The following is a 14674-nucleotide window of genomic DNA, read 5'->3' on the forward strand; positions in this document are numbered from 1 at the left end:
TTTTGAACAACATAGGTAGAAATGATCAAACTTTTTTATAAAAACCAAACTTAAATCTGCTGGGGAAGAATCCATTTTGATCAATCTTTTTCAAAATGGATTCTTTTTATTTATCGTAAAACTTTGGATTGCGAGGTATTTTTGAACAAACTTTATTTCAAAGCTACAACAGTGACTTTTAATCAAACTTTATTCTAAAGCTACATCATGTTTTTAGTAGCTGGAGAACACTTTTTATAAAGCCTAATGGTATATAAAAAGATCACTTGTCTTGGAAACAGGTGATCTTTTTATTAGATAAATTTCTACTTGCCAACAGCAGGTAGTCGTTATCCTATTCATATGTTCAGTAAATATTATAACACAATTCTTTTGGGTAAAGTGACAACATAGCGCTATGTTACTTTTTCATAGCCGATTGAATAAATTTACACTCTTTCACAAACTCTAGATCTGTATCACTTTGAATAATCAACATTTTTTCTGTATTTTCTATAATATTCTTGTTAATTCTGTTAACATCATCATCCGACAAATATATAATTTGGTTGTATGGAGAAGGCTCACCTTCAAAAGGGGTTGCACCTATACAGATATTAGGCGAAATAGGGAGTACATAATCAGCTTCTTCAACTTTGTTGACTAGAATAGGTCTATCAGAAAGAAAGAATTTTTTCTTTCCTCGAAATTTCTCACGCTGACTGATACGCGTGAAGAATGGGAGAAAGATCGATGGGATGTGCGGGTGTTACATGGCAAATATGGAATTAACTATAACAAGACCCAGACTAATTATTATCTTGATTTCACCAAAATTGAACAAGTGGAAATGCGCCAGTATTTTAAAAAGTATTTCAAACAACGCTTACTTAGTAAGAATCATTTTTCATGGGATACAGCTTCAATATATTTAATATATTTACCAAGGTTCTTGTCATTTATATTTTCCTTAGAACCTACATGGACAAGTTTAAAAGGATTGAAGCGATCGCATATGGGACTGTATATTCAATGGTTACATGAATACGCAAGAAATAATTTGACCCAAAAAAATGCGAACCCTGAACGCTATATATCACATGCACTGACCTACACGGGAAAGTGCTTGGAAGACATCCAGCGATATGAATACGATATCGCTCCTGAAACTCCTGTACGATTGTTACTCTTTCCAGAGGACAAGCCAAAGTTAAAAAAGAAATCGATTGATCAAATTGATTACATTCCTGAATTTGTATTGGAGCAACTTTTCGCGCACATCGATGACTTACACAAAGAGGTCATTCCAGTGGTATGGGTGGCTTTTAAAACAGGGCTTCGCATTTCGGATGTATTAGGTTTAACCTCGAATTGTTTGGAGCGAATTAACAGTAACTACTCTATTGTCACGGATATTGAGAAGACATATGTGCAAGGACATAGAATCCCAATTGACGACGATTTAGCAAATATCCTCGCGGTTCTTATTCAACAATCCCAAGAGAATAGCAACCAAGAGAATAACCCCGAAGGGTTTATTTTTGTTCGTTACCGAGGTGTACGGAAAGGTAGGCCTTATTATCAACGATGGATTCGAGAACAATTAAATACACTAGCAAAACAAAAGAATATTGTAGATGAGAATGGAAAACTCTTTCACTTCAAAACTCATCAATTTCGCCACACCTATGCTGTCAAAATGTTAAATGGCGGCGCAGATATACTAACTGTACAGGAACTAATGGCGCATGCCTCACCTGAAATGACCTTGCGGTATGCCAAACTGTTGGATGACACAAAGAGAAAGTCATTTGAAGCAGCCTTTAGAAATAAAAGTCTACACCGTTTCAATTCAAATGGTAAGGTGCAAGAAATTAAGGCAGGCGAAGATATCCCAGAGGACATCCTGCAAGCTCTTTGGCAAAATCATAAATTAAACGCGATGGAAAATAACTATGGAACGTGTCACGCTCGTTTAAGTGGCGATTGTCCTTATATGGAGGAGGCGCCTTGTTTAACGTGTGGTAAGGGAGGTACCCCTTGTAAGGACCTAGCCATTGGCTTTTCCGATTTCGATATCGGAAAATATGAGGATCATATCAAAAGAACCTCTAGAAATATGGAATTAGCAAAACAGCATGGACGTGAAGACATTGTGGAGAAAGGTTCTAGAAATTTGAAGCGTTATGAAGAGATTTTAAGCAAGCTCCAGGAAGGGAATGTTATCTTCGGCAGAATGGAACGAATAAAGCGAAAGCAGGGTGTAGAAAATGGCTAACTACGATCGTAAAGAACATTTAAAAGCAATTCATGCATCAAGAAAAGCGACTACTTCGCAAAAGGTGGATAAAGCCATCCAAAGGCTCGTGCGAGCCAATGGTCCTATCAATTTTAATAGTGTGGCAAGCGAGGCTGGCGTAGCAAAAGCGACGCTATACAACAACCGTGAGCTGCGTGAACGGATTGAGAGCCTGCGCCAGCAACAAGCGGAAGCTCCTACACCAAAACAAATCAAGCGTGAAATAGATGAAAACAATAAAGATGCAGATGCAGTTATCGCCTCTTTGAAACGTAAGATTAAGAGGTTAGAAGAAGAGAAAAAACAACTGCGTGAGCAATTGAAGGTTGCTTATGCAGAAGTTTATAGAAAGATTTGAGGGAACCATGTTCCTTTCTTTCTTCGGTTAACGAAGAAGAACCGTTTAATAACAAGCTCAAATAAATTATAGTGTTGTATTTAGTTTTGTGGGGAAAAATACCTACCAAGAAAAGGTAGGTGACCTTATTTGAAAAAATTTTTATGTATTATTTTCAGCGTTTTATTTTGTATCACTACTTCTACTGTTCTGGCAAAGCAAGAAGCACCGAATCAAGAATTTATTAATAAGTATTATTTCGATATTGATTTAAAAGGGATGAAAGATATCTATTTCTTTAGGGAGTTCCCCTCTTATACTGATAAAGGACAAGTTTCGCCTTTTGGTAAGGCAGTTTTATCTGTATTACAGAGTGATATATGGACATGGGTTAGGGAACCAAGGATTTATGTTAAAGAAAACATTACTTATATACACGCAGTAAAATTAGATGGCTTAAATCTGTTATATGGGGTAGCACCACATCGCTGTCAAGCTAAGCTTATGCAAACACACAGAGCTACTAAATCTTGTGCACGATATTTACTTCTTCGTTGAACAAAACCTATTTCCCTAGCTAATTTCTCTAAAGCATGTGGTGACATATGTCGTTGTAATTCTTTAGAAAACAATTCTAGTTCATCAGAAATCGATAAATTCATATAACAAATTTATCTTAGGTAGATAGGCGCGTGGTGCTACCTCTTAAGGATTTTATTGATGTGTTTGAAAAATCTTGTTACGAAGTAATTTTTTATTTAAAAACCTTACAATTAATTGGCGTATTTGCGGATCGATTGTAAGACCAATAATCCCAAATATTAAGCCAGTAAGTATTAAAGCTACTAGCGATGGTAAATTGATTAATACGGTACCATAGATACCGTAACTAATTGCAAATGCTAAGACATTGAATATGATTCCTTTAAACAGTAATTGGAAACCTTTATGAACAAATAAAGTAAATCCTAGTAATAAGGTTCCTTCTGTTAATATAGATGCTACCGCAGTACCTATCATTCCGAATTTGCTTCCTAATACTATATAACTAATAATAGCAACAATTAGGCCAATTGCCATTGTTGTTGTTCGTTTCCATTGTTGTCCAATTGTTGTTAAATTATCAGCAAGTGGATAGTTGATGGATTGTAAAATGACCATAAAGGCTAAAATAGCCAGAGCACCACCTGCTGATGCATATTTTTCACCTAATAAGGTTACAATCCAAAATCTTGGATCAGCAATAAATGGAATAGCAATTCCCATTCCTAAGAAAGACATAAGTTTTAATTCAAAATGTGATAGTTTCCTATGCTCATCAAGTTTTTTTTCATTTCCAAATGCAAATAGCTTTGGATAAAATGCTGCTGCCACAACACCTGGTATTTGATAAAGTACTGACGGTATTCGTGAAGCCACTCCAAAATCGGCAATATCGCTTCGTGAAGCGACTTTTTCCAATATAATCGGTCCTAATTGAGGTAGCAACATAATGATAATACCGTTTATTGTGAAAACAAGCAGCTGATTTAAAATTTTATTGTCCCACCCTTTATGGATGGTTGTATAACGAATAACCATTATAAATGCTATAAGTCCTGTAATAAGACTAGATGCTCCATACATAGCTGCAACTAGCATTATATTCCACTTAAAGGCTATTCCTAATAGAAGAGCGGCTGCAGCTGTCAATCCTTGCAGAACAGAAATAACAGCTGTAAATTGCATACGTTCCGTTACTTGGAAATAAGCCATTCCAACTCCTTGTAAGGTTGCACCAAACATTGTCGGCAGTACGACTAAATACACTGTAGAACGTAAATAAGGATCCGTATAGAAAAATTGTGCAAAAATGATGAAGGAAATAGAAATTACAACGGCTAATACTAATCTCACTCGTAAATAACTACTTATGAGTATGCTAATATTAGCCTCTTGCCTTGTCCCTTCACGCATAAAGGTATGTGTTAAACCGGCATCTGTAAAATAACAAACAACTGCTGAAACAGCTAATGCAACGATTAACATACTATAGTCGTCTTTTGAAAAATATCTGGCGAACAAAATGGTAGCAACAGCAAGTACAAAGCGGACGATAATGTTACCTACAAATAAATAAGATGCATTTTTTAGGATTTTGTTTGTTTTCATTGAAAATACCTTTCTATTCTTTAGAGTCAACTGTACCTAGAAATAAAGATGTCTCAACGATTTGGATAAGTATTTGAGTAACTAGTTGTATTAAGTCTTAAAGTTTATGATAAATTCCTACTTTTGTTTAATTGAATACTTCTAGTTCTTTTGCAATAATAGGAGATTGACATTTATTCCTATCATCTACAACTACCACTTCAACTTATCATAATATTGATTACATCGTTTCCTCAAGGGATTTTTTCACATTATATAACAAAATAGTCAAAATTTATTTTTATTCTATCATAGAATTTTATTTTTCTATCTTTTTTAAGTTTGTATTATATATACAAACCCGTTACAAAAAAATAAATATGAGAATCTTTGTATAAATTTATAGCAAATTAACTCGCAATTTTAATTTAAACATTGTGAAAGAGATAGATGATTTTTAAAAAGACGGTTTGTGATAAAAAAGTGAATATACTATACAAACAATCTTAAATTGAATTTTAAAAAACGTATTTTGAACGTTATCTCAAGGTCATTGATAGGTAGATACAAATTTATCTTAGCTCGATAGGCATAAAGACAACAAATCACCCCAAAAAATGAAAAAATGAGCTCTTGTTAAGGGTTAACTCAAAATTTTGTTCTGGGGGTACTATAAAATTTTAGCTTGATAGCGATGTGGCGGGACCCCAATATGAAGTAAAAGTGCGATACATATTGGTCATGTCTAATATGTATCGCACTTTATTCTTTATGACTTTTTACAATTTAGGTCTTGATAAACCTTCATTTCTTCCTTCAATGAACGCCACGATTCAATTTTTATTGATTTAGTAGTCTTGTCTCGTAAGGTATATTCGTGTATGAAATATGACTCCTTGTTTTTCTTCATCTTAACAACTCCAACTTACCTCAAAAACCTGTAGGTATATAAAATTTATATAACAAGTGTAGTTTTTTAACCCTTGTTCTGGTTAGTGTCTGTAGTAGTATGTATTGTATCTTTTTAAGGATACGTGAGTTTTAAATCCTACTTGCTTTACAATATGTTCAGCTGTGTATTGTTGCTGGATCATCTTTAAAATAAAGGTATTTCGAAAATGTTGTGCAGAAATCCCTTTCCTCAAATTTGCCCGCCTTACTTCTAAACGAATCATTTTTTGAACGGAGATTTCCGTTAGAAATTTTGGTGCATCATCGCCATAACTCCAAAGGTAAGTACCGAGTCTAAAATGAAAAGCAACAAAGAGTGGGTCATCGCTGTGATATCTAGGGCGTACTGGTTCGGGAATAGTTTTATAGTAATGATATAAGTGTAGTTTATCCTCTTCTTTTAACTTGATTGTACGATTGATTTTTGTATCTTCAGGAATAGATAATGTATTGTTTTCAAAATGCACATGTTTCATTCGTAAAGCGACAAGCTCATGTAGAGATAATCCGTAGTCTAGGAGCAAGATTATAATAGAAAGATTTCGCTCTAAAATCATAGGACGGGTAGTTCTTTGTTTTTCTGTCAATCCTTCAAATGATGCAGATACTTGCTTTAGACGTTTCTCTTCCTGTAGAGAAATAAAATCTTCAGTACGTAATGCACGATTAGGTGGAGATATGTGAATGACACTTTCAATGGGACTAGATAAATCTAAATATTCGTATAGCTTATTAAGAACGATGTAAATACGATGGACCGTCTTGTCAGAGTATTGACGTTCTTCTATTAAGTAAGTAAAGAATGCTTCAAAATCTTTTTTACATAGAGATTCCCAGCTAATTTCTTTAGAGAATCGTTCGGATTGATGCAGCCATTGAATGTAGCTCTCGATATCGTAAATATATCGCTTAATCGTAGAGGGTTTTCTTCCTTTACTTAATAAATAAGAGGAGAAGCCTTGTATTGTGTTTTGGATTTCTTGCATGAGTACAGTCTCCTCTACTTTTAATGTTATTTAAAATCCTTATTTCGAGTGAATTTCAACTTAGTTTTTTCTATTATAAACGTTATCTACCTTATTTTTCGCTCTCATACCTCTTAACGAGTCGATAAAATGTGGTCGATGGGATGCTGGCTTTTTTCATGGCACTTCTAGCTGTAATTTTCCCCTCTTTCCATTCTTTATAAGCCTCCTTAAATTCTTGTGTAATTTCCGTCTGCGGTCTACCTAAATGTTTTCCTTGAGCTTGTGCTAAAGCGATCCCTTCAGCTTGTCGTTGTTTGATATCTAGACGTTCTTTTTCAGCAAAAGCTGATAAGATTGTTGCAGTTGCTTTTCGTACAGCGCTTTGAATAATATCATTTGTGGCGTTTCCGTTATAAGTTACGTTGATAAATGGTTCTTTTAGAAATTCTAAATTTATCTTATTTTCCTCGTAATATCTAAACTCTTCTAAAATATCATTCATGCTTCTCCCAAGCCTTGTTAATGAATCAAAGACAATTGTGTCACCGGTGCGAACCATGTGTTTCATTATTTGATATTTTTCTCTATCCATATTACTTCCTGTTTTTTTATCGATAAAAATATCCCGTTCGTCAATTCCAATGTTTTTCATGTTAACAATTTGGCGTTCCTCATTTTGATCTTTACTTGAAACACGAACATATCCAAACTTCTTGCTAGTCATAATAATTACAACCTTCCTAAAAAACAATCTTTTTCCAATCTATTTGTCTACGATTATATCAAAAATGAACCAAAAGGTATATATTAATTATGGAATGTTCCAAAAGTGTAAATATGATGTTTTGGAATACTGTTTTTATATAGTTTCATACAGTTCCAAAAGGTGTACCTTTTGGAATAATTGACACTTGTCTCTTCTTATTCGAGTTTGAAATGAATTTTTGTTATAGCCCTAGTCTATGGTTTTGTAACATGACAACTTTTATATGAAAATTCCCTGAAAATATGACACCATCAGCCTAAGGCTGTTCTATTTCTAAATAAATCATTTTTTGTAGGTTACTAATAATACTTTTGAATAAGGATAATATTTCGGACATTGTTGATGTGAAACAACAGATTCTATAGATGACAATGATAATATTTGGTAAAATTAATGTAAATATATGTAGAAAAAATATTTCCAGGATAAAAGTCTGATTTAAGTATAGAAAGAGGAGATCAAATGAGTGGTAGCTTAGAGCAACTTAAAGAAGCGTATCATGAAAATAAAATAGTTCCTTTTATCGGAGCAGGATTATCAGTACCTTTCAATATACCTACATGGGGAGATTTAATAAAGGATATCACTGATGAATATGCTAAGGGGAAAATTGAGACAATGCTCCGAAGTGTTGTTGATTGGCATTTGGACAGTAATGATTATTGGGGGGCAATTGATGAGATAAAGAAATACGCAACTTTAGTAGATCAAGATATTCAAAAGAAAATTACAAAATTAATCAGAGAGAATAAAAAAAATGTAGAAGATGCCAAGCTACATAATTACCTTGATTTAGCTAAGCTGAACTTTAAACTACATTTAACAACGAACTATGACAACCTTTTATATGAACATATAAAAGGAGAGAATCTTCCAATTCTACTTAAAGATTTAGATTTTAGCTCTCAAGATTTGTATGATGAAAAGCGAATTTGTCACCTTCATGGATTTACATCTAATATGGGCTCGATTGTTATTAGTAGAAGTAGCTATGAATCACTTTACAGTAATGAAAAGTATGGAGATTTATTGAAAGCAATTACAAGTAGTAAAAAATTTTTATTTATGGGCTTTTCTTTTGATGATAAGTTTGTAAGTGATTTAATTAAAGATTACAAAAAATATCTTAATGGAACACATTATATTCTTCTAGCAAATCCTACTCAAGACAGAATGAAAGAATTACGAGAGGAATATGGTTTAATTACTATTCCATATGAAACTCAAGGTTCTACACATGTAGTTGAGATAAGAAAGATACTGAATCAAATATCTGAACCACAGTCGAAAAATAAAACTGCAGACTCTGATGGTCAAAATGGCACAACTACTGATTCTGTTGTGTTGGGAGCAAAATTAGCAGATTTTAAAAAGAATGTAAAAGGGAACTTATTCTACAAAAAGCTAAGAATAGAGGATATTGATGAGGATCTTATTGAATTAAGTTCAATATTTTATGTAGCATCAGAACAATACATACGAGCACTAAAACAAACCGGTATTTCTTTAGAAGTTATTGATGCTGTATTAGGGAAAGTGTTCCTGAAATATAAAAAAAGGTATGTTGATACATACAAAAAGCATGGTAACAGCGATCAATTTTTAACAGTTGTCCATGAAAGTTTAGAAGAATTTGATTTTGGAAGATTCGCTATATTTTTTAAAGAGAATGAGTCAGATGAAAATGAAAACAAAGGTTTAATTCATCTTTTGGCTGAGGATGAAACTATAGATGTTTGGTGGGGAAAGGAGCGGTTAGATGAGCAACATAACTAATCAAAATATATCGGTTCCTCCCTCAATTGAACTGTTATTTAATAACGAAAAGTTAGATTTGATGAAGATACTTTCCCTAATGTATGCTTTTATGTTGGAGAGTAAAAAGCGCAGAAAGGTATCGGAAATCATGTTTTATTACAGCCTAGTCAATTTTGATTTAATCAAGTTATTTGAGAATGATGAAGAGAATAATAAAAATTTCAGGCCATCTCCCAATTTATATTTTCGCTTCGAGACTAAAATTAATGGACTTCTTCTGAATATGTCATATTTACAGCTTATAAATCTGCAAGGCGACCTGACTAAAAAGTTAGACGACATAACTGTTCAACTGAATCCACTAGGAAAGTTAATCTTCGAAGAAATGGATTCAATATTTTTCTCTAATTTAAAGAAAGAGTACACAGACGCTTTTAAAACGGTCAAATTTTCAGCTAGTAATATGCAAGTAATAAAGGGGTTATGACAGTGAGTAGTATACTTATTAATAAATTAATTGTTCAAGGGGTCTCATATAGGAGAACTGTCTGTTTTAATAAGGATTTTACCATTATAAGTGGAGAAAAGACTTCGGGTAAGTCTTTAATTCTTAGCTTAATTGACTACTGTTTAGGTAAGAGTGAAAAAATCGATTTAAAAGTTCAAAAAGAGTTAAATACAAATTGTGATCAGGTTTTTCTTGAATTAGAAATTGGTAATGAAACCTTTACATTCAGTCGATTGTTAAAAAAGAAACACAGTAATATTAGCATATATTTCTGTATCTTTGAGGATATAGATGGATATACGCCAAAAACGGTCAATAGAAGTGAAGCAATGCACTTCCTTATGACAAAATTAAATATCAATGAATATAAAATAATTAAACACCAAAAACATAGTACTCAAAAGATACTAGAATCCATATCTTTTCGTGATATTTTCAGATTTGTGTACATAAATCAACATGCTCTTGGAACGAACGATTTTTTAGATAATAAAACTTTTTCTAAAAGTAGTAAAAATCCTCATGCTTTTAAATTAATGTTTAACTTGGTAGAATCTGATAAAGATGCGCTAAAATTAGAATTGGTAGAAGCACAAAATAAAATTGAAGATGCACATAAAGTAATATCAGGATTAAATTCATATTTAAAAGACAAGGATGCTGAAGATTTTAATGTTTTATCTGCTAAATCAGAGAAAATTAAGAAGAATATCGATATACAGAAACAAACAAAGAAAACAATTATAGAAAATAGCAAATTGAATAGCAATAATGAAAATGAAACGTATATAAAACTAAAAAATGATTTAGAGGAAATCACCAATCAAATAGTTGAATACCAACGGCAAAAAAGACAACTACAGATATCTATAAAATCCAAACAATTATTAGTGGAAGAATATAAGGTTGAAGAAGAGGAAATAGATGCAACACTAGAAATAAACTACAAGTTAGTAATTCCAGACCAAAATATTGAATGTCCTCTTTGTAATTCAACTGTTTCAACTCATTCGTATGAGGAGTTACCTCAAAATACGAATACAGAGAAAATGTTAAGAAAGGTAAAAAAGGAAATTACCAACAAAATAAAATTGGTTACTAATCTAATTAATGATGAGCTGAAGAATGTTGAGGAAATAGAATTAAAAATAGCAAGATTATCGAGAAAGCAAGCTATTTTCAACGAAGCCATTGCAGAATTTGCGAAGGAGACAGATGTTCCTTTCTTGTCCCAAATTGATAGTATAAATAGCTTGATAAATCGACTGGTTAAAGATCATGAAATAGTTAAAGAAGGAATAAGAATCCATCGAAAAATTGAAGAAAAACAAAATGATATTACCGGCTTTGAAGCTACTGTAACACGTTTAGAAGGCGAAATCGCAGCACTACAAATAAGTGATCAGGATCAAAAAAAGATTTTTGACTTTTTAAACAATGAATACAAAGATTTTATGACAAGATTGAAGTATGATACAAATGATGAGACCTTTATTCATCCTGACCAGTATATTCCATACTATGAAGGTGCAAGTGTTTACGCTCATGAAAGCGGTGGCCTCTTGGAGTGTATGCAGTTATCGTATTTAGGAGCAATCTTAAAAAGTAAAACTGAAGGATATGCTTCTGGGCACCCAGGACTTTTGTTATTAGATTCAATTAGTAAGTATGTAGGTACACTAAAAAAGGATGAACAGAAAAACAAAGGGTCTAATGGGATTTCAGGTCCTCAACATATTCAAGAGCCTGTGGAAGGTCCAGTTGAAATCGAAGAAAAAAACTTGATAAATGACCCAGAAGTATACGAAGAATTTTATAAAATTTTGATTGAACTAAGTGCGCATCATCAAATTATTCTCATAGAAAATACACCGCCTGAAAAGTTTAACAAATACATAAAATACGTATTTCTAAAAGGGAAAAAGGGTTTTATTAATGAAGGAAAAAATGAATTTAAAGAAAATGATGAATCATAATAAACGTAAACAGGTCAAGTAATTGATGTGTAGAAACATACCTATCAAATATTATTTATGATTTGTCATTATAATATTTTAGTTTTTTATAAAAGTGTTAAAATTATTTAAAATCCATGTCCGATTTCAGATTTGAGTAGGGCACTATAAGAATAAAGTAAAAAGAACTTGTAGAAATCACTACAAGTTCTTTTTTAGATAATGTAAAAAAGTTAAAACAAACTATCTCATAATTTGTATCGGAGCAAACACTATAACCACGGGTTGATTTTATTATACAATGAATATTAAAATATGCGCCTTTTATATTTGAAAATTTTGTGAATTTAGAAAAGGATAATAAATAACCATCTTAAACACCTAAAAAATCTCAATTGAATACTTTGAATAAAACGCTTTAAATCAATATCTATATCATAATAAATTATAAAAAAATATAAACATAGGTATATAGAGAAGAATGTAGGATTCTTACAGAAAGTCATATACTTATATTCGATAATAATTTACAAATGCAATATAAACGTATAGTTATGTTCACCTATAAACTATAAAAACAGACATTTGTTAACTATTTCTATTTTTGTTTATTTTGTTACCCTTTATAACAAATAATACGCTAAACCGATCACAACAGCGCCTAATACAGTAATTCCTATATACATGTTATAACCTCATCAAATGTCCATTTTGTCAATTAATGTGTAATTTCTATATAACAAAGAAAAAACACCCGTTTTGGATGCTTTTAAATCTTTTCTATAATATAAACTAATGTCTTTTTTGATGGTGCATGATAAGAGTAACCTTGATTATTATGAACATATATTTCGTATTTACCCATCACTTTAAATCTTTCAGTTTCAGATTCACCGAACTTTGTTACAGAGTCGCATAAAATAGTTAAATCTTTTCTATTATTGCATAACAAATTAGAAATTTGTTTTTCGGTATATATTTCCCCTACCGCTAATTCTTTCAACATCTCTTCATATTGCATAATTTCTCCACCTTCCCAATCTATCCATTCAGCAGAAAACATAATTAACCTTTTATTCAAATGAACAAAAAGCCATCGCCGAAGTGACGGCTCTAAAGAGGGTGGGAGAAACAAAGAATCTTCCTAGTTCCTTTTCTAATCGTTCTAACGCATCAACACACTCATTAGCTACGGTAGTTAATTCCTTAATGTTTTCGTTAGCTTCTTTTCTATTTATATCAATTTTCACTGAAATTACATTCCATATCATTTCGAGAAAATTGTACGCTAAGAAGAACTTTTTTTATTTTTTTCTTAATGCTAGCGGTCATTCACTTCCAATGTTTCTTTCGCCATCTGCTCATATTCTTCCAAGCCTGAGATAATCGCAAACTCAGCTATCGCAACAGGGTATGCCGCATTAAGTTCAATGACGTGCTCTTTCATGGCAGGCCAGTAAATCCCGCCTGCTTGCCGGTAATAGTTGATCAGTTTCTCCAGGGCTGCCTCCCCGAATGCCCGGTACTGGAAAACAAAGTCATTTGATACATCCGTTACTTTTGCTTCGGTCCAGTCGATAAAACCGGTTACGTTAGTATCTTTATCAATCATCATGTGGCCAGCATGAACATCCCCATGAATCAGACCTGTTCTCTGAGGCCACAATTCCTCATTTTTTACCCAGGCCTGCCAGCGGTTCCATAAGGATTCGCCTACGCCAAACTTCGCTTTAACCTTTTCCATACGCTCAATCATCGATTTTCTTGCCTCTTCTGCTGTCTGGACAAACAGGCCTACTTTAAGAGCCTCTGCTTTCGGAACTGTGTGTAGCGAAGCCAACGCTTTGGCTAATGTCTGGTGAAATTGTTCAGGTACATTTTCATAATCCATCTCCCACAAATAGTTTTGAATCTCCGGATCAATCGTACCTGCTGGCACTCCGGTTAACTTTTTATAAGCTATTAGATCGTCTTTATAAACCGACCAGACTGGAACCTGAAAAATGGCATATTTGTTTACAAGATCCAGTGCTTTCTTCTCCACTATCGTCCTCGGCATCACATCGTCCCGTCTCGGAAGCCTTAGCACCCATTCTTCGCCTTTATCGTCTTCTGCATAAGCAACCAGAAAATCTAAACCAGACTCGTTGAATATGATGGACTCCTCTTTAACTTCCAAACCATACTTTCTTGCTATTTCTACCGCTTTTTGTTTGTTCAAATCTTTCACTTCCTTCTCTTATTTTACTGATTTTTTGTAGTGAAAAACCAGACTGTTGCCTATGGGAAACTTGTGCAATACTCTACTTATTCAGAGCAAGTTTGTCATTTATTTTTTCATGTTCAATATTCACTTCTTTATGTTCGAAAGTAATAAACACTCCCCCTTTTAAGAGAATGTTTTTTAATTAACCTGCATATTAACTTTAAGTAGCAATCTCCACAATTTATTATAAACTTTAACATATAATAACAGTTTTCTATATAACTGTTATTCAACAATCTGGCCGAATTGTTGAATAACATGACCGGCGTTTTTTAAACAACTTTATTATCTCTGTACAACTTTATAAATCTAATAAAATAGGTGTTTTGAATGTATACTTTTGTTGGCGTTTTCTTAGAAATATAAAGAAATAGAAGAAATTCAGTATTTGCAATGAATCGAAAGTAAACTTTTGGATAAAAGTTTACTTTCGGATTTTGAATCGTTTATAGATAATTTTGTAATAAATTTCTCAATATTGATATAGATGTTAAATATGGATTTTATATCGAAAATTAACAAAAAATATAATATCATAAAAATTAAGATGGTTTGTGTCACTTGTTTTTCCCTTATGCTTAAGATAAGATCGTATTCGCCGATCTTATCTTTTTTTATTTGTAAATTTTTGATACAAAAAAGGAATCCTTATAATAAGGATTCTGCAACAGGAAATAACAATAATGGGGTACAGCCGAGATACGTGTAAAAATAGGTCATAGGCTTACTTTTATTCCCACCTATGACCTATTGAGCT

General features: G+C 32.7%; 11 protein-coding genes and 3 pseudogenes. 6 read left to right on the plus strand and 8 right to left on the minus strand.

The window, feature by feature from the left end:
- Nucleotides 1-400: 400 nt before the first annotated feature.
- Nucleotides 401-691 (minus strand): annotated as a pseudogene (locus MHI26_RS28855) (DUF4238 domain-containing protein); the annotation flags it as partial.
- A gap of 54 nt (nt 692-745) precedes the next feature.
- On the opposite strand from MHI26_RS28855, the gene MHI26_RS28860 reads away from it, so the two are divergent.
- The 3 genes from MHI26_RS28860 to MHI26_RS28870 all read left to right on the plus strand — a co-directional run bounded on the left by MHI26_RS28860 (nt 746) and on the right by MHI26_RS28870 (nt 3173).
- Nucleotides 746-2257, plus strand: a complete 1512-nt coding sequence (locus tag MHI26_RS28860) for a tyrosine-type recombinase/integrase (RefSeq protein ID WP_445290636.1) — start codon at nt 746-748, stop codon at nt 2255-2257.
- Nucleotides 2250-2636: a DUF6262 family protein gene (locus MHI26_RS28865; RefSeq protein WP_061667839.1), complete on the plus strand. Its 387-nt coding sequence runs from the start codon at nt 2250-2252 to the stop codon at nt 2634-2636. Before MHI26_RS28860 ends, MHI26_RS28865 begins: the two co-directional genes overlap by 8 nt.
- A 129-nt stretch (nt 2637-2765) precedes the next feature.
- Nucleotides 2766-3173, plus strand: a complete 408-nt coding sequence (locus tag MHI26_RS28870) for a hypothetical protein (RefSeq protein WP_340809292.1) — start codon at nt 2766-2768, stop codon at nt 3171-3173.
- Here the strand turns inward: MHI26_RS28870 and MHI26_RS28875 are convergent.
- The 4 genes and pseudogenes from MHI26_RS28875 to MHI26_RS28890 form a co-directional block, all read right to left on the minus strand.
- Nucleotides 3116-3277 (minus strand): annotated as a pseudogene (locus tag MHI26_RS28875) (IS4 family transposase); the annotation flags it as partial. The gene MHI26_RS28870 and the pseudogene MHI26_RS28875 sit on opposite strands and share 58 nt — an antisense overlap.
- A gap of 52 nt (nt 3278-3329) precedes the next feature.
- Entirely contained in the window at nt 3330-4766 is a 1437-nt protein-coding gene (locus MHI26_RS28880; protein ID WP_048516986.1) for an oligosaccharide flippase family protein, read from the minus strand.
- A gap of 955 nt (nt 4767-5721) precedes the next feature.
- Nucleotides 5722-6682: pseudogene (locus tag MHI26_RS28885) on the minus strand (tyrosine-type recombinase/integrase).
- Between the two features lie 91 nt (nt 6683-6773).
- Nucleotides 6774-7388: a recombinase family protein gene (locus tag MHI26_RS28890; protein WP_061667848.1), complete on the minus strand. Its 615-nt coding sequence runs from the start codon at nt 7386-7388 to the stop codon at nt 6774-6776.
- 504 nt (nt 7389-7892) lie between these two features.
- Between MHI26_RS28890 and MHI26_RS28895 the strand changes: the two genes are divergently transcribed.
- From MHI26_RS28895 to MHI26_RS28905, 3 genes are read left to right on the plus strand one after another with little or no spacing between them, the layout of a single operon-like run.
- Complete coding sequence (locus MHI26_RS28895; protein ID WP_061667849.1) at nt 7893-9206, plus strand: SIR2 family protein; 1314 nt, start codon at nt 7893-7895, stop codon at nt 9204-9206.
- Complete coding sequence (locus MHI26_RS28900) at nt 9190-9675, plus strand: hypothetical protein (protein WP_061667850.1); 486 nt, start codon at nt 9190-9192, stop codon at nt 9673-9675. The genes MHI26_RS28895 and MHI26_RS28900 overlap by 17 nt, the downstream gene beginning before the upstream one ends.
- Entirely contained in the window at nt 9672-11672 is a 2001-nt protein-coding gene (locus MHI26_RS28905) for a hypothetical protein (RefSeq protein ID WP_340809255.1), read from the plus strand. Before MHI26_RS28900 ends, MHI26_RS28905 begins: the two co-directional genes overlap by 4 nt.
- Nucleotides 11673-12420: 748 nt before the next feature.
- Here MHI26_RS28905 and MHI26_RS28910 read toward each other — a convergent pair.
- Genes MHI26_RS28910 through mphM form a run of 3 tightly spaced genes read right to left on the minus strand, consistent with a single transcriptional unit; the run spans nt 12421 to nt 13872 of the window.
- Nucleotides 12421-12672 (minus strand): hypothetical protein, encoded by a 252-nt coding sequence (locus MHI26_RS28910; RefSeq protein ID WP_002169363.1) that lies wholly within the window; start codon nt 12670-12672, stop codon nt 12421-12423.
- A gap of 52 nt (nt 12673-12724) precedes the next feature.
- Nucleotides 12725-12922, minus strand: coding sequence for a hypothetical protein (locus MHI26_RS28915; protein WP_340994735.1), 198 nt, complete (start codon nt 12920-12922; stop codon nt 12725-12727).
- A gap of 50 nt (nt 12923-12972) precedes the next feature.
- Nucleotides 12973-13872, minus strand: a complete 900-nt coding sequence (gene mphM, locus MHI26_RS28920) for a macrolide 2'-phosphotransferase MphM (RefSeq protein ID WP_061667852.1) — start codon at nt 13870-13872, stop codon at nt 12973-12975.
- Nucleotides 13873-14674 lie beyond the last annotated feature (802 nt).

The organism is Bacillus sp. FSL K6-1218, from assembly GCF_038006445.1.
Classification (GTDB): domain Bacteria; phylum Bacillota; class Bacilli; order Bacillales; family Bacillaceae_G; genus Bacillus_A; species Bacillus_A thuringiensis_S.

Coding starts and splice junctions, on each gene's coding strand:
- MHI26_RS28865 (WP_061667839.1), top strand. CDS start 2,250: ATGGCTAACTACGATCGTAAAGAACATTTAAAAGCAATTCATGCATCA.
- MHI26_RS28880 (WP_048516986.1), bottom strand. CDS start 4,766: ATGAAAACAAACAAAATCCTAAAAAATGCATCTTATTTATTTGTAGGT.
- MHI26_RS28890 (WP_061667848.1), bottom strand. CDS start 7,388: ATGACTAGCAAGAAGTTTGGATATGTTCGTGTTTCAAGTAAAGATCAA.
- MHI26_RS28895 (WP_061667849.1), top strand. CDS start 7,893: ATGAGTGGTAGCTTAGAGCAACTTAAAGAAGCGTATCATGAAAATAAA.
- MHI26_RS28900 (WP_061667850.1), top strand. CDS start 9,190: ATGAGCAACATAACTAATCAAAATATATCGGTTCCTCCCTCAATTGAA.
- MHI26_RS28905 (WP_340809255.1), top strand. CDS start 9,672: ATGACAGTGAGTAGTATACTTATTAATAAATTAATTGTTCAAGGGGTC.
- MHI26_RS28910 (WP_002169363.1), bottom strand. CDS start 12,672: ATGCAATATGAAGAGATGTTGAAAGAATTAGCGGTAGGGGAAATATAT.
- MHI26_RS28915 (WP_340994735.1), bottom strand. CDS start 12,922: ATGATATGGAATGTAATTTCAGTGAAAATTGATATAAATAGAAAAGAA.